The 18,931-nt window shown below is 69.2% G+C and carries 16 protein-coding genes; 3 read left to right on the top strand and 13 right to left on the bottom strand.

The genetic code is table 11. From position 1 onward, the window contains the following. Window positions 1-53 precede the first annotated feature (53 nt). On the top strand, window positions 54-770 hold the full coding sequence (locus tag OG782_RS03140; RefSeq protein WP_406447849.1) for a GntR family transcriptional regulator: 717 nt from the start codon (window positions 54-56) through the stop codon (window positions 768-770). On the opposite strand, the gene OG782_RS03135 is transcribed toward OG782_RS03140, so the two are convergent. From OG782_RS03135 to OG782_RS03085, 11 genes are all read right to left on the bottom strand, one after another. Further along, window positions 748-1,638, bottom strand: a complete 891-nt coding sequence (locus tag OG782_RS03135) for an amidohydrolase family protein (protein WP_406447848.1) — start codon at window positions 1,636-1,638, stop codon at window positions 748-750. The two genes, OG782_RS03140 and OG782_RS03135, sit on opposite strands and share 23 nt — an antisense overlap. Next, complete coding sequence (locus OG782_RS03130; protein WP_406458808.1) at window positions 1,635-2,627, bottom strand: aldo/keto reductase; 993 nt, start codon at window positions 2,625-2,627, stop codon at window positions 1,635-1,637. The genes OG782_RS03135 and OG782_RS03130 overlap by 4 nt, the downstream gene beginning before the upstream one ends. Window positions 2,628-2,662: 35 nt before the next feature. Further along, complete coding sequence (locus OG782_RS03125) at window positions 2,663-3,418, bottom strand: SDR family NAD(P)-dependent oxidoreductase (RefSeq protein ID WP_406447847.1); 756 nt, start codon at window positions 3,416-3,418, stop codon at window positions 2,663-2,665. Next, entirely contained in the window at window positions 3,415-4,776 is a 1,362-nt protein-coding gene (locus OG782_RS03120; RefSeq protein ID WP_406447846.1) for an enolase C-terminal domain-like protein, read from the bottom strand. Before OG782_RS03120 ends, OG782_RS03125 begins: the two co-directional genes overlap by 4 nt. A gap of 7 nt (window positions 4,777-4,783) precedes the next feature. Further along, on the bottom strand, window positions 4,784-5,635 hold the full coding sequence (locus OG782_RS03115) for a fumarylacetoacetate hydrolase family protein (RefSeq protein ID WP_406447845.1): 852 nt from the start codon (window positions 5,633-5,635) through the stop codon (window positions 4,784-4,786). A 74-nt stretch (window positions 5,636-5,709) separates the two neighbouring features. Beyond that, window positions 5,710-6,033, bottom strand: a complete 324-nt coding sequence (locus tag OG782_RS03110) for an L-rhamnose mutarotase (RefSeq protein ID WP_406447844.1) — start codon at window positions 6,031-6,033, stop codon at window positions 5,710-5,712. Further along, a complete protein-coding gene (locus OG782_RS03105; RefSeq protein WP_406447843.1) occupies window positions 6,030-7,574 on the bottom strand; it encodes a sugar ABC transporter ATP-binding protein in 1,545 nt (514 codons plus the stop codon). Before OG782_RS03105 ends, OG782_RS03110 begins: the two co-directional genes overlap by 4 nt. Then, window positions 7,571-8,650, bottom strand: coding sequence for an ABC transporter permease (locus OG782_RS03100; RefSeq protein ID WP_406447842.1), 1,080 nt, complete (start codon window positions 8,648-8,650; stop codon window positions 7,571-7,573). Before OG782_RS03100 ends, OG782_RS03105 begins: the two co-directional genes overlap by 4 nt. Then, window positions 8,647-9,723 carry an ABC transporter permease gene (locus OG782_RS03095; RefSeq protein WP_406447841.1) on the bottom strand — a complete coding sequence of 359 codons (1,077 nt, stop codon included), beginning with the start codon at window positions 9,721-9,723 and terminating at the stop codon, window positions 8,647-8,649. The genes OG782_RS03100 and OG782_RS03095 overlap by 4 nt, the downstream gene beginning before the upstream one ends. Continuing rightward, the gene (locus OG782_RS03090) at window positions 9,720-10,808 is read right to left on the bottom strand and encodes a mandelate racemase/muconate lactonizing enzyme family protein (RefSeq protein ID WP_406447840.1); all 1,089 of its coding nucleotides are present in this window, start codon (window positions 10,806-10,808) and stop codon (window positions 9,720-9,722) included. The genes OG782_RS03095 and OG782_RS03090 overlap by 4 nt, the downstream gene beginning before the upstream one ends. A gap of 37 nt (window positions 10,809-10,845) precedes the next feature. Next, a complete protein-coding gene (locus OG782_RS03085; protein WP_406447839.1) occupies window positions 10,846-11,934 on the bottom strand; it encodes a substrate-binding domain-containing protein in 1,089 nt (362 codons plus the stop codon). Between the two features lie 356 nt (window positions 11,935-12,290). Here OG782_RS03085 and OG782_RS03080 point away from each other — a divergent pair, with 356 nt between their 5' ends. Further along, window positions 12,291-12,899 (top strand): GntR family transcriptional regulator, encoded by a 609-nt coding sequence (locus tag OG782_RS03080; RefSeq protein ID WP_241200421.1) that lies wholly within the window; start codon window positions 12,291-12,293, stop codon window positions 12,897-12,899. Here OG782_RS03080 and OG782_RS03075 read toward each other — a convergent pair. Further along, window positions 12,856-13,497 (bottom strand): TetR/AcrR family transcriptional regulator, encoded by a 642-nt coding sequence (locus OG782_RS03075; RefSeq protein WP_406447838.1) that lies wholly within the window; start codon window positions 13,495-13,497, stop codon window positions 12,856-12,858. The genes OG782_RS03080 and OG782_RS03075 overlap by 44 nt on opposite strands. A 307-nt stretch (window positions 13,498-13,804) precedes the next feature. After that, window positions 13,805-14,506: a FadR/GntR family transcriptional regulator gene (locus OG782_RS03070; RefSeq protein ID WP_306085667.1), complete on the bottom strand. Its 702-nt coding sequence runs from the start codon at window positions 14,504-14,506 to the stop codon at window positions 13,805-13,807. Window positions 14,507-14,972: 466 nt separating this feature from the next. Between OG782_RS03070 and OG782_RS03065 the strand changes: the two genes are divergently transcribed. Further along, window positions 14,973-18,770, top strand: a complete 3,798-nt coding sequence (locus OG782_RS03065) for an endo-alpha-N-acetylgalactosaminidase family protein (protein WP_406447837.1) — start codon at window positions 14,973-14,975, stop codon at window positions 18,768-18,770. Window positions 18,771-18,931: the final 161 nt, after the last annotated feature.

Below are 18,931 nucleotides of genomic sequence, written 5' to 3'. Positions count from 1 at the left end.
CCGCCTCGCTAAGCTGCTGGTGGTCGCACGTGTAGTGGAGTGAGGGGATCTGGATGCCGGCGAATGACCCGCCTGTCTTCGATGACCGGGCCGGGGGGCCCGGTCCCGCCGCGGCGCCGGTCCGCCAGCCACTGTCCGACAGCGTCTACGAGGACATCAAGGCCATGGTCATGGACCATGAGATCGCTCCGGGCGCCCGGGTCGGCATCGAAGCCCTGTCCCGCAGGCTCGACGTCTCCCCGACCCCGGTTCGCGAGGCGCTGGCCCGCCTGGAGTCCGACGGTCTGGTGGTCAAGCGTTCCCTCTCCGGATACCGGGCGACTGAACTCCTCACCCGGCAGGGGATTGAGGAACTGTTCGAGATGCGGCTGCTGCTGGAGCCGCAGGCCGCGGCGCTGGCGGCCCTGCATGCCGACGAGGCACAGCTGGACGCCATCGAGGCCATCCAGGAGGACATGGAGGTCCACCCCAGCCCGGCCGGACCGTACGCGTCCTACCGTGACTTCGCAGCCCTCGACCAGCGTTTCCACGACGCGGTCGCGGTCGGCGCCCGTCGCCCCCTGCTTCGGGACGCGGTCGAGCGGCTCCACGCACATCTCCATATCTTCCGCCTCAGCAGCCTCCCCGCCGAGGACGACCCGACTCTGGCTGAGCACGAGCGGGTCGTCCGAGCGATACTGCGGCGCAGTGCCGAGCGGGCCGCACAGGCGATGACGGACCATCTGGCCCACAGTCTGGAGCGCCAGCTCAGCCGCTTCGAGGAGGAGTGACCGGCTGGGCCGGCGCCGCGACGGGCGTCAGCCGGTAGACCCGCCGCGCGGTCCCGCCCCATACCTCGTCCCGCTCGACGGGGGTGAGCGCGTTGAGCAACTCCCCGGTGAAATCCACGACCTCGCCGTAGCTCGCCGCCAGCGTGCTCACCGGCCAGTCGGAGCCGAACATGAGCCGCCGGGGCCCGAAGTGGTCCTGCACGGTGTCGGCGTACGGCCTGAGGTCCCGGACGGTCCACGATCGCCAGTCGGCCTCGGTCGCCATCCCGGAGAGCTTGCACACCGTGTTGGGCAGCGCGGCCAGCTCGCGTACCCGCCGGGCCCACGGCTCCAGTTCGCCCGAGGCGATCGGGGGCTTGCCCAGGTGGTCGAGGACGAAGGTGAGACCGGGGACTGCCGCTGCCGCCCGTGTCGCCGCCGGCAACTGGTGCGGCAGGACCAGGAGGTCGTACACCAGTCCGGCCGCCGCGACCGCGCGCAGTCCCCGCAGCACCTCCGGCCGCGTCAGCCAGTCCGGGTCCGCCTCCCCTTGTACCTGATGGCGGATGCCCCGCAGGAGTCCGCCGCCCGGCAGTGAGCGCAGCCGGGCGAGTTCGTCGGCGATGCCCGGCGAGGTGAGATCGGTCCAGCCGACGACCGCGCCGATCAGGTCACTGGCCGCGGCCAGGGCCAGGAACTCGGGTGTCTCCTCGGCCACGGTGACGGTCTGCACGAGCACCGTGGCCGACACACCGGCCTCCCGGGCCTCCGCCTCCAGGTCGTGGTGGAGGAACGAGCGCCGCAGCGGGGCCAGTTCAGGGCCCTCGATCCACTCCTGGTCGCGTACGTCCAGGTCCCACAGATGGTGGTGGGCATCGATGAGGGTCATGGTTCACTCCTCCTGGGCACCGGGACGCCGGCCGTCAGCAGGTCCTGTGCCCGCAGGCCCTCCCACACGGTGTCGGGCAGGAAACGGTGGAACTGCTCGGCCGCGTCACGGACCTGCTCGGCCGACCGAGCCCCGAGCAGGACGGAACCGACCGCCGGATGCCCGAAGGGGAAGCGGAGTGCCGCGGCACGCAGCGGCACCCCGTGGGCCTCGGTGACGTCGCGTATCCGAAGCGCCCGCCGCACCAGCGCTTCGGGGGCGGTGGCGTAGTCGTACGTGGCGTCCGGAGCCGGGTTCGCCAGCAGACCGGAGTTGAACACACCACCGATGATCACGCTCTTGCCCGTCCTCGCCGCCGCGGGCAGCAGCGAGTCCAGCGCGCCCTGCTCCAGCAGCGTGTACCTTCCGGCGCACAGCACGGCATCGATGTCCGTGTCCGTGACGAAACGTGTCAGCATCCGCGTCCGGTTCATACCGACGCCGATCGCCCGGACGACTCCCTGTGCCCGCAGCTCCTCCAGCGCCGGATATGCCTCCTTGAAGGCCTGTTCCTCGTGGTCGTCGGGGTCGTGGAGGAGTACCAGGTCGACGCGGTCGAGCCCGAGCCGGGTGAGGCTGTCCTCCAGCGAGCGGCGCACGCCGTCGGCGCTGAAGTCCCAGCGGCGACGGTGCGTGGCCGCAACGGCGAAGCCGTTGGCCCGGTCGTCCCCGCCGCCCTCGTGCGGCTCGAGCACCCTGCCCACCTTGGTGGACAGGGTGAAGCTGTCTCTGGGTCTGGACCGCAGGGCCGCTCCCATGCGGCGCTCGGAGACACCGAGCCCGTAATGCGGGGCGGTGTCGAAGTAGCGGATGCCCGCTTCCCAGGCAGCGTCCACGGCCGCTGCCGCCGCTTCCTCGCCCACGTCCTCGAAGAGACCGGCGACAGCGGCGCCGCCGAACCCGAGCGACGTGACGGAGACACCGCTGCGGCCGAGGGTGCGGGCGCTCATCACCGACCCTGCTCCGCTGTCGCCCGATGCGCTCGTCATTGACCCTCCGGCCGCAGTCGCAGGCCCTGCATCCCGCCGTCCACCGCGAGCGCGGTGCCCGTGACGGAGGCGGCGGTGGGGCTCGCCAGGTACACGATGGCGGCGGCGACCTCCTCGGCGGTGACCAGACGGCCCATGGGCTGGCGGGCGTTGAGCGCCGCCCGCTCGGCGTCCGGATCGGCGGCCCGCTCGAGCAGACGGCCCACCCACGGGGTGTCGGCCGTGCCGGGGTTCACGCAATTGACGCGGATTCCCTCGCGGACGTGGTCCGCTGCCATGGCGAGCGTCAGCGACAGGACCGCTCCCTTGCTGGCGCTGTAGAGGGCGCGCTGCGGAAGCCCGGCCGTGGCCGCGATGGAGCAGGTGTTGACGACGGAGGCGTGCGCCGAAGCACGCAGGCGGGGAAGGGCCGCGCGGGTCGTGCGCACGATGCCCAGGACATTCACGTCGAACACCCGGTGCCACTGCGCGTCGTCGTTGTCCTCCACGGTGCCCGCCGCACCGATGCCCGCGTTGTTGATCAGAATGTCGATGCCTCCGAGGTCGTCGGCGACGGCGGCGACGGCGGCCCGCACGGACGCGTCGTCGCTCACGTCGGCCGTGTACCCACGCAGGGGCTTGTCCACCGCGGACGGGTCGAGGTCCACGACGGCGACGGCGGCACCGCGGGCGGACAGCAGGTCCGCGGTGGCCCTTCCGATGCCGGAGGCACCGCCGGTCACCAGGGCCCTGAGGCCGGACAGTTCGCTCATCGGTTCGTCTCCTTCTCCTGTGCGGCAAGGTCGGCCGCCCAGAAGGCGCCGTCCGGGTAGCGGTATGTTGCGAGCGACTCGGCGTGCATCTCCGAAGAGAAGCCAGGCGTCAGGGGAGCCGTGTAGTGGCCGTTCGCGATGGTCGCAGGGTCCTTGAAGTGCTCGTGCAGGTGGTCCACGTACTCGATCACCCGGTCCTCGGTGGTCCCGGACAGCGCGACGAAGTCGAACATCGACAGATGGCGGACGAGTTCGCACAGGCCGACGCCGCCGGCGTGCGGACAGACGGGGACGCCGTACCGCATCGCCAGCAGCAGGATCGCCAGGTTCTCGTTGACGCCGCCGACCCGGGCCGCGTCGATCTGGAGGATGTCGATCGCACCGGCCTGCAACAGTTGCTTGAACACGATCCGGTTCTGGACGTGCTCGCCGGTGGCGACCTTGACCGGGGTGACGCCCTTGCGTATCGCCGCGTGCCCGAGAATGTCGTCCGGGCTGGTGGGCTCCTCGATCCAGTACGGGGCGTCGGCGGCGAGGGCGTTGGTCCAGTCGATCGCCTCGGCCACGTTCCAGCGCTGGTTGGCGTCGACCGCGATGCGGACGTCCGGGCCGACCGCCTCGCGAGCCGTACGCAGCCGGCGCAGGTCATCGGCCAGGTCCGAGCCGACCTTCAGCTTGATCTGGGTGAAGCCGTCGGCGACCGCCTGGCGGGCGAGCCGGACCAGCTTCTCGTCGGAGTAGCCCAGCCAGCCGGGGGACGTGGTGTACGCCGGGTAGCCCTGGGCCACGAGATGCTCCTCGCGCGCGCCGGCTCCCTCCTTGCCGCGGGTGAGGAGGGCCACGGCCTCCTCACGGCTGAGGGCGTCTTCGATGTAGCGGTAGTCGACCTGGTCCGCCAGCCATTCCGGTGCGGCGTCGGCGAGCAGCTTCCACAACGGCTTGTCGGCCCGCTTGGCGGCCAGGTCCCACACGGCGTTGACGACCGCGCCGATCGCCATGTGCATCACGCCCTTCTCCGGCCCGAGCCAGCGGAGCTGGCTGTCGCCGTTCAGGGCGCGGCTGACCGAACCGGGGTCGGCGCACAACGCGTCGACCGGCAGACCGACGACGTGGTCGCGGAGCGCGGCGATGGCCGCTGCCTGCACCTCGTTGCCGCGGCCGATGGTAAAGGTGAAGGCGTGGCCCTCCAGGCCGTCGAGCGCGTCGGTCCGCAGGATCACGTACGCGGCCGAGTAGTCGGGGTCGGGGTTCATCGCGTCGGAGCCGTCGAGCTCCCGCGAGGTGGGAAAGCGGATGTCGATCACGTCGACATCGGTGACGCGTGCCATGCCGCCGTCGCGCTTGTCGTGGGTGTTCATGCCGGCCTCACGCGTTCTGGAAGGTCTGCCGCTGGCTGCCGAGCCCGTCGATACCGAGCTCGACCATGTCGCCGGCCCGCAGATACGGGGTTCCCGGGAGTCCGAGGGCCACGCCGGCCGGTGTTCCGGTGTTGATGACGTCGCCCGGCTCCAGGACCATGTACTGGCTCAGGTACCAGACGATGTGGGCGACCGGGAAGATCATGTTCTTGGTGGTGCCGTCCTGCCGGGGGACGCCGTTGACGTTCAGGCGCAGGCCGAGGGCCTGCGGGTCGGGGATCTCGTCGGCGGTCACCAGCCAGGGGCCGAGCGGGTTGAACGTTTCGCATGACTTGCCGAGGTCCCACTGCGGGGACTGCTCGAGCTGGAAGGCGCGCTCGGAGACGTCATTGCTGATCGCGAAGCCCGCGATCACGCCCGCGGCGTCGGTGGGCCCGTCCAGGTAGCGGGCGCGGCGGCCGATGACGACCGCGAGCTCGACTTCCCAGTCGGTCTTCTCGGACCCACGGGGGACGAGCACGGTGTCGTTCGGGCCGACGACGGTGCCGGGGTCCTTCATGAACACCACCGGGCGCGGCGGTATGGCGGCCCCGGTCTCCTCGGCGTGGTCCCGGTAGTTGAGGCCGATGCACACGACCTTTCCTGGACGGGCGATCGGCGCGCCTATGCGTAGTCCCGTGGTGTCCAGGACGGGAAGTGAGCCGGCCTGCAGGGCCGCTGCGACTCGCTCGACTCCGTCGGAGGCGAGGAACGGCCCGTCGATGTCGCCGGTCCGGCCGGTGAGGTCGTAGGTGCGTCCGTCGTCGGTGAGGACGGCCGGGCGCTCGGCGCCGGGCGCGCCGAGGCGCATCAGTTTCACGTGGTTCTCCTTGCGGGAGCGGCGCGCCGGCGCCGCTGGACGGTTCGGGTGTGCGGGGGACCAGGGCCGGCGGCCTACTCCATGAGGAAGACCTGCTCCGCCGACGCCCACCACGTGCCGGGTGCGGCTTCCGCCACGGGCGACTGGCAGGGGGCGGTGAGCCGCCACCATTCCTGGGTGGCGGGGTCGTCGGCCATCAGGGCGAGGTCGGCGTCCAGGTCGTCGCCGTGGTACTCGAAGTAACTGAACAGCCGGTCGCCGAGCAGGTGGATCGAGTAGTTGGCGATGTGGGAACGCCGCAGCCGGTCGAGCACGGGCTCGGGGACGGCACGATGCAGTTCCCGGTACTCCCCGGCCTTCTCGGGGCGCAGGCCAATGACCTGCGCGACACGCCTCACGTGGTCGGGTCCTTCAGGGAGGTGGCGGAGACCGGTCGGTCGTGGATGATGCGGATGATGCGACCGCTCATCCGGCCGTAGTCGTGGTCGTTGGCCACCTCGCCGCGGATGCGGTGGTCGGCCATCACGACGACCCGGTCGGCCAGGGTCACCATCTCGGCCAGGTCGCTGCTGATCAGCAGGATCGGCAGTCCGCCGCGCGCAAGCTCCCAGATCAGCTCGTGGAAGGCGTGCTTGGTCCGAACATCCACGCCGACGGTCGGCTCGTCGACGACCAGCAGCCGGGTGTCGGCCGCCAGCCACTTCGACAGGCTCACCTTCTGCTGGTTGCCGCCCGACAGCTCACCGGCGTTCTGCGCGAGACCGGAGATCTTGATGCCGAGGCGCTCGACGAGGTCCTCGGCTGTCTCGCGTTCCCGGCGGGCGGGGACGTACCCGAGGGCCTTCGCCAGCTTCCGCCACACCGTCACGGTGATGTTGCGGAGGATGGGCTGCTCCAGGAAGACGCCCTCCTCCTTGCGGTTCTCGGTGAGGTAGCCGATGCCGTACTCGTGCAGTGCCTGCCGCGGCGAGCCGATCTTCGCGGGCTCTCCGTACACGCGGATCTCACCGCCCGTGACGCGCTCCAGACCGAGCACCGCCTTGACCAGTTCACTGCGCCCCGCGCCGACCAGACCGTACAGCCCGACGATCTCGCCGGGTCGCACGGCGAGCGAGATGTCACGGTGCCCCGAGGCCGTCGAGAGGCCGCTGAGGGAGAGGGCGGGAGCCGCGGATGTGTCCACGGGGCGTGGCGACATCGCCGTCACCGCGTGCGCGCGTCCGACCATCAGAGTCACGATGTCGTCCTGGGTGTGCTCCGAGAGCGGCGCCGATTCGAGCACGGACAGGCCGTCGCGCAGCACGGTGACGGTGTCGCAGACGGAGAAGACTTCTTCCAGCTTGTGGCTGACGAACACCACGCACGTGCCGCGCTCGGTGAGCCGCCGGACGACGTCGAAGAGACTCATCGCTTCCTGCGGGGAGAGGGAGGCGGTCGGCTCATCGAGCAGGAGGACCTTGCTGTCGGTGTGGAGCGCCTTGGCGATCTCCACCAACTGCTGTTGTGCAACCGAGAGTTCGGACACCAACTGGTCCGGATCGATATCGAGGCCGAGTTCGGCCAGGCAGCGCCGGGCCGGCGCCGTCATGGCTTCCCGGTCGACCAGGCCACGGCGCGAGGGTGGGTTCTGCAGGGTGATGTTCTCGGCTACGGAGAACCCTGGGATCAGGTTGCGTTCCTGGTGGACGACGCCGATGCCGGCGCGCATGGCGTCCAAGGGGGAGCGCAGGTGGATCTCCTGGCCGGCCCGGAGCAGCCGGCCGCCGTCGGGCGCGTGCACGCCTGTGATCACCTTGATGAGGGTGGACTTCCCCGCCCCGTTCTCGCCGAGCAGGGCGTGCACGGAGCCTGCGGCGAGCCGCAGACCGACGCCGTCGAGGGCGCGGACACCAGGGAAGACCTTGACGATCTGATCGCATTCCAGCAGGACTTCGCTCATCGTGCCTCTCCCGTCGGCGTCGGTACGGCCGTCGGCCGGGGTGTTTCCTCGGGAGGTGCCGGCGGGGGTGTGCCGCCCGGTGACACGACCTTCTTGGCGAGGTGACTCTGGTGGATGCGACCGCCGACGACGGTGCCGAGAACGACGACCCCGATGAGGAAGTTGACCCAGCTCGGGTCGAGGGAGAACTGAGCCCGCGCGGTATCGATCAGACGCATGACGAAGGCGGCGAGCACGGTCCCGAGCACGGCGACGGAGCCGCCGGTCAACGCCACGCCGCCGATGATCGGCGCCGCGAAACTGGGCAGCAGCCAGTCTCCGCCGACACTGCGGTTGACCCCGGGCAGCGAGGCCGTGGCGGTCAGGGCGGCGATGCCGATCAGCAGCCCGGACAGGGTGTGCGCGAGCACGATCTGCCGGTCGGTGGAGATGCCCGACAACTTGGCGGCGAGCGGGTTCCCGCCGGCGGCCAGCAGCCGCCGCCCCGCCACCGTGCGGTACATGAAGGCGGCGAGGAGACCGGCCGAGACCAGGGCCGTGACGAAGACGAGCGGGATGTTCAGCGGGGCGGCACGGCCGAAGTCGCGCAGCGTGGCGGAGTACCCGTCGATGGTGCGGGTGCCGGAGAGCCGGTACTGCGCACCCAGCAGGATGGTCATGGTGCCGAGCGTCACGATGAAGCCGTTGATCCGTGTGGCGACGATGAACAAGCCGGTGATCAGACCGATCAGCGTCGCGCCCAGGACACCGATGAGAACGGCGAGCCCGGCCGGGACACCGGCGTCGACCATCAGGACGCCCATCAGGCAGGCGCTGAACCCGCCCAGCGCCCCGACCGCGAGGTTGAGCTGCCCCACACTCAGGGCAACCATCTGGGCCAGCCCGATGAGGACCGGTGTGGCGAGGTACTGCAGGAACGTACGGAGGGAGGGCCCCTCGAAGAAGGTGCCGGACGACGAGACTCCGAGGGCGACGTAGCCGACGATCACCACACCCAGCAGGGTCGTCGTCGTGGAGCGCGAGAAGCGGTGCAGTGCGGACCGGGCCGCCGCCTTCCGGTCCTGGAGCGGGGTCATGTGGAACGCACCACCTTGCGGTAGGACACGACGGTGCGTACCCGGTCGGCGGACAGGGCCAGGAGCAGGACGCACCCGAGGTAGATGTTGAGGCTTTCGAGACCGACGCCGAGCAGGTCCAGACCCTTGCGGATCACACCGACCAGCGAGGTGCCGAGCAGAGCACCGACGACGGAGACGACGCCGCCGGTGAGCAGAGTCCCGCCCAGGACCGAGCCCAGGAACGAAGGGAGCATGAAGTCCTCGCCGATGGACGCACGGAACGTTCCCGTGCCGACGGCGGCCATGAAGCCGGCCAGTGCGGCGAGCAGGCCCGACAGCGCGTGCGCGAGCACGATCCTGCGGCCGGTGGGGATGCCGGACAGCTCGGCGGCACTCGGGTTGGCGCCGGTGAGCAGCAGCTCGCGTCCCATCCGGGTACGGGAGTAGAGGAAGCCGAGGCCGACGAGGGCGATGAGGGTGAACTGGATGATCTGCGGGACGGCCGCGGAGCCGCATACCTGTCCGAGACAGACGTCGGCAAGTGAGGAGGAACGCAGTTCCGTGAGCCCGTCGGGACGGGTGGTGAACGCGGCGTTCTCCGTGAAGGCCGAGTAGAGCAGAGAGACGAGTCCCAGCAGGGCGAAGTCCATGGCCAGGGTCACGACGAAGGAGTTCACCCCCGTGCGGGCGATGATCCAGCCGGTCAGCGCGCCGATCGCACAGCCCGCCACCAGACACAGCACCAGGCCGAGCGGCAGCGACAGGCCGAGCCGGTCATAGCCGAAGCCGGCGAAGAACGCGCCGAAGGCGGCCATGCGCCCGACGGCGAGGTTCATGTGCCCGATGGACAGCACGACCATCTGCGCCAGTGCCACCACTGTCAGCGTCGAGATGTCCCTCATGAGCGGGAAGAGCACCAGCCGCTCGTCGAAGAACGCCGGCCGCAGAACACCGAACAGAGCGGCGAGCGCGATGATGAGGACGACGAGTCCGAGCCGCTGGTTGACCCAGAACGGCAGCCGGTGCGCCGGCCGGGCACCGTCGGTGGGGCGGTCCGTCTCGCTGTCGGGCGGAGCGACGTCAGTCTTCACGACACCCTCCTCCGGTCGATGGCGTCCATGTCCCAGTCGATCCCGATGCCCGGCTCGTCCGGAGCGACGGCCAGACCGTCCCGCACGGTCATCTCTGTGCGGGTGACCGCGCGCAGCTGCGGGATGTACTCCACGTACGCCCCGTTGGAGACGGCGCCGACGAGACTGACGTGCAGCTCCATCAAGAAGTGCGGGCAGACCTTGACGTTGAAGGTCTCGGCCAGGTGGGCCACCTTCAGCCAGGGTGTGATCCCGCCGACCCTGGCCACGTCGACCTGTACGACGGAGGCCGCGCCCGTCTCCAGATAGGTGCGGAACTGCATGGGCGAGTACATCGACTCGCCGACCGCGATCGGTATCCGCGTCGAGCGAGCGAGCCGGGCGTGGCCGCTGATGTCGTCCGCGGGCATGGGTTCCTCGAGCCAGTAAGGGTCGTACGGTTCGAGGGCGGCGGCCAGCTGCACGGCGGAGGACAGTGACTGCGACTGGTTCGCGTCGGTCATGATGTGCAGGTACGGTCCCACGGCCTCGCGTACGGCACGCAGGCGCTCCGCGTCCTCAGCCGGGTGTGGCTTGCCGACCTTGATCTTGACGCCCGCGAATTGCGCCTGCTTCGCGGCGAGGGCCGATTCGACCAGCTCGTCGGTGCCGAGGTGGAGCCAGCCACCCTCGGTGTCGTACACCGGGATCTCCCGGCGGTGACCGCCTGCCAGCCGCCACAGCGGCTCGCCGGCGCGCTTGCAGCGCAGATCCCACAGGGCGGTGTCGATCGCGGCGAGCGCGAGCGAAGTGATGGCGCCCGTGGTGGTGGCGCGGGTCAGGCCGAACAGATCCTGCCAGAGCCCCTCCACGTTGCGCGCGTCCTTCCCGGCGAGGAGGGGCAGCAAATGGTCGCGCAGCAGCGCCAGGACGGATGTACCGCCGGTGCCGATCGTGTAGGCGTAACCGGTTCCCTCGATGCCGTCCGTCGTCGTCAGGGTGACGAGGATCGTCTCCTGTTTGACGAACGACTGCACGGCGTCGGTGCGGTCGGTCTCCACCGCGATGTCGGCCAGCAGGGCCGACGCTTTCGTGATCATGGTCATGCGCGTGTGCTGACTTTCTGTCGTTGTGCCGGGCCGGTCAGCCGCAGGAGAGGTACTCGTCGGCGAACTGCTTCTTCAGCTCCGCCGTCTTGGCCTTGCGTGCCTCGTCGTAGGTGCCGACGTTCTCCTTCGTGACGACGAAGGAACCCGAGTCGGCGATCTGGCCCGGCTGCTTCATCGTGCACTGCTTGGTCTGCAGGAGCGCGAGCGCCCAGGATCCGATCTCGGCCTGACCCACCGGGTTCTGTACGACCGTGGCGCTCACCGATCCGTTCTTGATCGAGGAGAGGATCTTGGCGTCGTCGTCGATGGCCACGACCTTGGCCTTCGAGCCGGTCTCCTGGACCGCCTCAGCGGCGGCAACCGCCGGGTTGTACGCGGTCGAGACGATGCCCTGGATCCGCGAGCCCTTGGTCGCGAGCAGGTCGGAAACGGCCTTCTGCGCGGTCTGGAGGTCCTTGTCGATATCGGTGATGTTCTGCAGCAGGTCGACCTTGCCGCCGGACTCCTTCACCGCCTTCTCCACGCCCTTGATCCGCAGCTGCGTGTTGGCGTCGACGTTGTTGCCCGTCAGGTGAACGAGCGTGCCCTTGCCGCCCATCGCCTCGATGGTGGCCTTGGCCGCCTTGTAAGCGGCGAGTTCCACATCGGTGGAGAGGCAGAAATCGGCCTCGTTCTTGCCGCCGGCGGGGCATGAGCCCAGGGAGGCCACCGCGAAACCCTGGGACTTGAGGTCAGCGAAGGTGGTGTTGATGTCGGTGGGGGACACCCCGAAGACGCCGAAGGCGTTGTAACCGCGTGCGGCCAGGGTGGACAGCAGGTTGTTCTGCTTCTGCTGGTCCCACTCGGCGGTCTCGTCGAGCGTGACGTCGCCCAGCTTCAGCGTCTTCTTGGCATCCGCGCCCGCCTGCTTCCACGGCTGGAAGTACGGGTGGGCGCCACCCGGTACGAGGGCGATCTTGGTGCCGGAACCGTCGGCGAGTTCGGCGCTTCCCTTGCCTGTCTTGGCGGTTGCGGTGTCGGCCGGCCCGGTGTCGTCGGAGGACTTCACGGTGCATGCCGTCGACGCGAGGGCCAGGAGGGCGAGGGTGGCGACGGCGGACACTGCGGATCTACGAAGGATCATGATCATTGCCTCAGTTGAATCAGATAGGATTCCGTTGCCGAGATGGTGCGGGAGGTGGGATCGCCACGTCAAGACCTGCGCATCGGTTATTTCGGGCAAGGCGGGTTCATTCCGCTGTGAGCTGCCCGCCTGCCCTGCGTCGAGCGGGATCCCGGCCTGGCGGCGTGTGGCCTTCCGGGATCGGGTCCTGTTGAATCGCATAGGATTCTTGGAGCCTGGGGGAAGAGAGTGATGCTATGCCGGTGAACAACAACGAAGGGTCGGAGTCCGTCCCGCTCGCCGCCACCGAGCGGCGCGCCGACGTGACGGTGAAGCGCGAGGTGCTGGGCGACAGCGTCTACGAGGCCGTCAAGGCGATGGTGATGGACCACGTGATCCAGCCGGGTGCCCGCGTCGGCATTGAGGCGCTGTCCCGATCGCTCGGCGTCTCACCTACCCCTGTGCGCGAGGCTCTGGCCCGCCTTGAGGCGGACGGCCTGGTCCTCAAGCGGTCGCTGGCGGGCTACCGTGCCACCGAGCTGTTGGACCGCCGGGACGTGGAGGAACTCTTCGAAATGCGGCTCCTTCTGGAGCCGCGGGCCGCGGCTCTGGCCGCGGAGCAGGCCGACGACGCCGTGTTCGACCGGATCGAGAGTCTGGTGGAGGAGATGCAGGGCCTGCCCGACCAGGGCCACAGTTTCGCCGTATACGGCCGCTTCGCCGTGCTGGACCAACGCTTCCACGACGCGCTCGCCTCCGCCTCGGGACGCACGCTGCTCGCCGCCGCGGTGGAGCGGCTGCACACGCACCTCCACCTCTTCCGGCTCAGTCCGGTCACGGGCGGCAGCCCCGCCACGGCCGTAGAGCACAGCCGGATCCTGCGAGCGGTGCTCCGGCGCAACCCCGAAAGGGCGGAAGAGGCCATGCGCGAGCATCTGGAGCTCAGCCTCGGGCGACATCTCCACCGGTACGAGGGCGGCGCCTGAGATTCCGCCTCTGATGGCTGACGTGGCTGTCCACGTCGTCACTTCCCGGGCCAGGAGGGTGCGGCGGGCGGTGAGTGCCAGGTAGGCGCTGTGGGCGTCGTGGGTCACGGCGTGTGTGGCGAAGTCGGGGCCGTGGGCGGTGCGTACCGCGCAATGTGGAGAAGAGTGTGGCGAAGCATTGGTGTGCGGCTTCGTCGGGGTCGGGCTGGGTGATGTGGTCGCGGGTGCGGAGCAGGAGCGCGGTGAAGGTGTCGGCGAGGGCGTGTACGTGAGTGCGGCCTCGTCGCTGGACTTCGGGGTGGGCGCCGGAGAGCAGTACGACCGCTTTCAGGAAGGCTGCGTGACGGCGGAAGAGGTCGGTGAACTCTGTGACCGCCGCTGTGATGAGTTCGCCGGGGTCCAGGTCCCGCCAGGGCGAGGGTTCGCTGAAGATCTGCTGGTCGGCGACCGCGCGCGAGATGCCGTGCTCGTGGACGGCGAGGAACAGGGCGTCCTTGTTGGTGGTGCGGTCGTACAGGGCCCGGGGAGCGACCTGCGCTTTGTCGTTCAGGGCCGCGATGCTGAACGCTTCGTGGTCGCCTTCCTCGATGAGTTCCACGCCGGCGTCCAGAATGCGGGCCCACGCCGGCCGGGTGCTTTCCTGGCGGGGTTCCCGGATCTCCAGGAGGTGAGGGCGATGGCGGTGAGCGCGAGTCCCACGGCGACTCCGGCGTGCTGGGTGAAGCGTCTGGTCATGCGACGTGCCCGGAAGCAGGGCAGCTCCGAGTGGTCTGCATATTGGCAGCTAAGCTGCGAACGTGCTCGGGTGGGGTGGGACGACTCGTTCATTCGTTATGGATGAGGCCTCGCGGGGGCGTGCCAACCGCCTGCGCGAAGCCGTGGATCCGGCCCTTGCGAGGGCGTCGTTACGGCGTGATCTCCAAGTCCTCACCCGTCTCCGTCAGGTGTGCCGCCATGGCTGCGACAGCCCCCTCGGGATCGCCCGCAGTGATGGCGTCCAGGATCGCGCGGTGGGCAGTGATCGTGTCCTGCTGGCTCTCGCCATGGAGGGAACGGCCGTCGTAACTGGCCAGCCGGTGCTCGGTCAGGACATCACCGAGGGACTCCAGGACCAGCTCCAGGATGCCGTTGTCGGCCGTCCTGGCGATCTCGTGGTGGAACGCGAGGTCGAGCGCCACGAAGCGGTCGCGGTCGTCGACCGCCTCCTCCATCTTCTCCAGCAGTGCGGTGGCATCGTCCGTGGACGCAGCTCCCGCACCCACACGCACCGCCGCGCGCGAGGCCATGGCCCCTTCGACCGCGCCACGGGCGTCCAGCACATCCTCGAAGCGCAGCGACTGCTGGCGCAGCCGGAACCCCAGGATCTGACCGAAAACGCGTGCGGTCGGCACATTCACGCGAGCCCGCCGGCCCTGGCTGGAGACGAGGATCTCCCGCGCGGCCAGCGCCCGGATCGCCTCACGGACCGCGAGCCTGTTCACCCCGAACCGGGCAGCCAGTTCGCCCTCCGGCGGGATCTCGTCGCCCGGCTTCAGGTCGGACTCCTCGATCAGCGTGATGATCTCGCTTGCGACCTGATCGAACAGCGTGGTGCGGCGCACTGCCACGTCGGGACTCCTTCGAGGATGCTGCTGGGCGGCATCAGCCTACTGCCGGGCGTTCGGCCTGCTCCGGTGCAGTGCGCTCGATCGTGGTCCCTCGCTGAAGCGACCTCGGATGCCCGCCGTCCTCGCCGTCCCACCGTCGTGCCGGCATGAGGCGTCGACCGACGCGAGGACGCCACGCAGGGTGCCCCTCGGAGTCCGACGTGAGGGCGCCTCCCCCTTTCCTGCTACCCACATCGCCTTTCGCGAAGTCGGCCGCGATCCGAACTGCTCGGCTAGGCGCCACCTCTCGGATGCCCCAGTGCTGCGCCGGCGGGTGACCGCTGCCACCAACAAGGCCTGGCTGATGAATTGGTGATCGTGCAGGCCGAAGACAACTGGCTCAGCCGCCAGTTGTCACCGAGTGCCGCTCGAACTTGAAGTGTGCGAGATCTAGTGGGCATAGCTGCTTAACTGCTAAGTAGTACGCATGCAACGATACTCACGAGCAGGCCTGCTTCTGGCGGCCGTGCTGACCGTGTCGCCTGCCGTCATGGGGCAGGCGCACGCGACGACCGAGGCAACGGACTCGGCGGATACCCCACTGGTCATCGAATCCGCAGGCCTACGAGTGCGCACCGGAGCGCAGTTCCCCTACATCGTCGACTACACCGACCGGACGAACGGCGCCGTCCTCGGAGGTCGGGCCACACACCTGGACACTGTGGTACTGAACGGCACGCCGCACCGGGCCACGGGCCGCGCGAGCGTCGACGGTGCCACGGTCCGCTACCAGCTGGCCTTCCCCGACCTCGACGGCGTCCGGATCGACGCGGAGATCGCGGTCAAGGGTTCCCAGGTCACCTTCCGGATCGACAAGATCACCGACACCGCCGACTTCCGCGTCCACACCATCGACATCCCGGGCCACAACCTCCTCTCCGTACGCGGGGACCAGCCCGGCGCGCACGTCACCGCCGCCCGCGTCGACCCCGACAAGAACGGCAAGGGCGACACCTTCACCGCCGTCACCCAGGACACACCCGCCGACGCGTCCCCGCAGGGCTCGGCGTACGCCGTCGTCAACACGGACCGGCTCGCTGCCGCGATCGAGACCAACTCCGTGCAGGACGAGGCCACCAGCGAGAACACCCGCGTGAAGCGTCAGGCCGTCAAGACCGACGGGACGACCGAGGTCGGAATCTCCAGCGGACAGTGGACCTACCGCGCCGCGGGCTCACCCTTCACCGAGGAGCTTCCCTGGGCGAAGGTCGTCGTCACCGGCGACCGCAACGACGACGCCGAGGTCGACTGGCAGGACGGTGCCATCGCCTTCCGCTCGATCGGAGTGCGGGCCGAGGGATCCGAGGACACCCCCGGCCGTGTGGTCACCCACATCCCCTTCAACTTCGCGAGCTACGCGAGCAACCCCTTCACCAAGACACTCGACAACGTGAAGCGGATCTCGCTGGCCACCGACGGCCTCGGCCAGCTCGCCATCCTCAAGGGCTACGCCCAGGAGGGCCACGACTCCGCCCACCCCGACTACGGCGGCAACTACAACACCCGGGCCGGCGGGCTGGGGGACCTCAACGCCCTCGCGAAGGCGGGCAAGGCCTGGGGCGCCTCGTTCGGCGTCCACGTGAATTCCACCGAGGCGTACCCGGAGGCCAAGGCTTTCAGCGACACGCTGGTCGACGCCAAGGCCAAGGGCTGGGACTGGCTCGGCCAGTCGTACTACATCGATCAGCGCCGCGATCTCACCAGCGGTGACATAGCCAAGCGCTTCCAGCAGCTCAGGGACGAGACCGACCCCAACCTCAAGTTCCTCTACATGGACGTCTACTACAGCCACGGCTGGAAGTCCGACCGCCTCCAGACCGAACTGCGCAAACAGGGCTGGCAGCTCGGCACCGAGTGGGGCGACAAGATGGAACGCTCCTCCCTCTGGTCACACTGGGCCAATGAACCGAGCTACGGCGGCGATGCCAACCGCGGCATCAATTCCCAGGTCATCCGGTTCATCCGCAACAGCGAGAAGGACGTCTGGATCGACAACCCGCTGCTCGGCTCCGCGAACATCAAGGAGTGGGAGGGCTGGGGCAACCAGAACGACTGGAACGCGTTCTACGCCAACATCTGGAACCGGAACCTTCCCGCCAAGTTCCTGCAGCAACAGCAGATCACCCGCTGGAGCGACCACGAGGTGCAACTCACCGGCGGCGTCCGCGTCACCGACGCTTCCGGCAGCCGTCAGGTGTTCGTCGGCGACGACAAGGTGCAGGACGGCAACTCCTACCTCCTCCCCTGGAGCGGCGCCAAGGCCTACCACTGGAACCCGGCCGGCGGCACCAGCACCTGGCCGGTCCCGAAGCAGTGGAAGAACGAGAAGTCGGTCACCCTCTACAAGCTGACCGACCAGGGCCGGGCCGAAGCCGCAACGCTCCCCGTCCAGAACGGGAAGATCACCATCGACGCGGCCAAGAACCAGCCTTACGTCGTCTACCGCAACGACCACGGCAGCACCCAGCGGCCGGACTTCGGCCAGGGCTCCCACGTCACCGACCCCGGCTTCAACTCGGGCACCCTCAAGGGCTGGCAGACCGACGGACCCGCCTCCGTCCAGCGCAACGCACTCGGCCAGTACGAAGCCGTCATCCCCGGCTCCGCCACCGGCACCCGACTCACCACGACCCTGAGTGACCTCATCCCGGGCAAGCGCTACGCCGCATCCGCCTGGACCGAGGTACAGCCTGGCAAGTCCCGCAAGGTGACACTGACCGCCGGTGGTGCGCGGAACTGGATCGACCGGTCGACAGCGAAGGACGCCGTCGGAATCGATGAGAAGAGCGGCACCTATTTCCAGCGTACGACCGTCCGCTTCACGGCCACGGCCCGGACGGCGCGGCTGACCGTCGACGCGGCGGCGGGCGACGCTGCCGTCAAGCTCGACGACGTCCGCGTGGTCAACACCACCAAGTCCGAGCAGGCGGGCGCCGTCGCCCACTGGGACTTCGAGGACAACGAACAGGGCTGGGGCCCGTTCGTGCAGACCGAGCCCGGAAACATCCGTACCGTGCGCTCCGAGAAGCACGCCCCGTACACCCAAGCGGGCTGGAACGGACAGCTCATTGACCAGACCCTCGACGGAAACCACTCGCTGAAGTCCCACGAGGAGGGCGCCCAGCTCGTCTACCGGACGATCCCGCAGACCGTGCGGTTCGAGCCCGGCCACCGCTACCGTGTCTCCTTCGACTACCAGAACGCCATCGCCGGCCAGTACGCCCTGTCCACCGGATACGACCGGCTGAACGCGACCGGTGCCGGGACGACCGAGACGCAACAGATTCCCTTCGGGCAGCAGCGGACCACGGCCCGCTACAACCACGAGTTCACCGCAGGAGACTGCGGCGACTACTACATCGGCATCCGCAAGGTCGGAAGTGCCCCCGACCAGGCCGACTTTGTGATGGACGACTTCACCGTGACCGACCTGGGCGAGACGGACGACCTCACCTCCTGCGCAACGCTCGCCGTCCACCCCAAGTCCGGCAAGCTCGTGCCCGGCGCCGTCAACAGCGTCGACGTGGCCTTCACCAACGGCGAGACGACGCCGGCCACCGCCGTCGAGACCGGGCTGACCGTCCCCGACGGCTGGACCGCCCGGCCCGAGACCTCCGACACGCTCGACTCCGTCGCCCCCGGCGCCACCGCCAAGGTGACCTGGAAGGTCACCCCGAAGGCCGGCATCCCCGCCGGCACGTTCACCCTGAACGCCCGGGCGTCATACACCGCGGGTGAGAAGAAGACCTCGACCGCGGCCGCTGTCGAGGTCAGTACGGTCCCGCCCGACTACCTGCCCCAAGACCGCATCAAGATCGTGGATGTCGACAGCCAGGAGACCGAGGGTGAGGACACTCCCGCCGTCAACGCCCTCGACGGCGACCCCGCCACCTGGTGGGGCACCGGCTGGTCGGCCTCGTCCCCGGACTACCCGCACCACATCACACTCGACCTCGGCGGCGCCCACCGGCTGAAGGAGTTCAGGTACCTGCCGCGCCAGAACCACACCAACGACCGGATCAAGGACTACGAGGTCTACGTCTCGGCCGACGGCCAGGACTGGGGCGCGCCGGTCGCCAAGGGCACCTGGCCCGACAGTGCCGACGAGCAGATCGTCCCGCTCGGCGGACGCACCGGCGGCTTCATCAAGCTCGTCGCCCTCAGCTCTGTCAACGGTCAGCCGTGGGCGGGAGCGGCGGAACTGAACGTCCTCACCCAGGACTGAAGACCGCGCACAGCCGGCAGAGCCGCACATCAAGAGGAGGCCCTTCCGGGTGCCCGCTTCGGCGAACCAACCGGGTTCAATTGGGCGGCGGTGGCGAACCCGTGACGCCGTCGTTCATGCCCCCCGGCCGCAGACAGTCCGCCGGCAGCCGCGATCCACGC

The organism is Streptomyces sp. NBC_00876 (assembly GCF_045207435.1).
GTDB lineage: Bacteria > Actinomycetota > Actinomycetes > Streptomycetales > Streptomycetaceae > Streptomyces.
The sequence above is the reverse complement of the archived record's forward strand: the minus strand, read 5'-3'. Positions and strand labels throughout refer to the sequence as shown.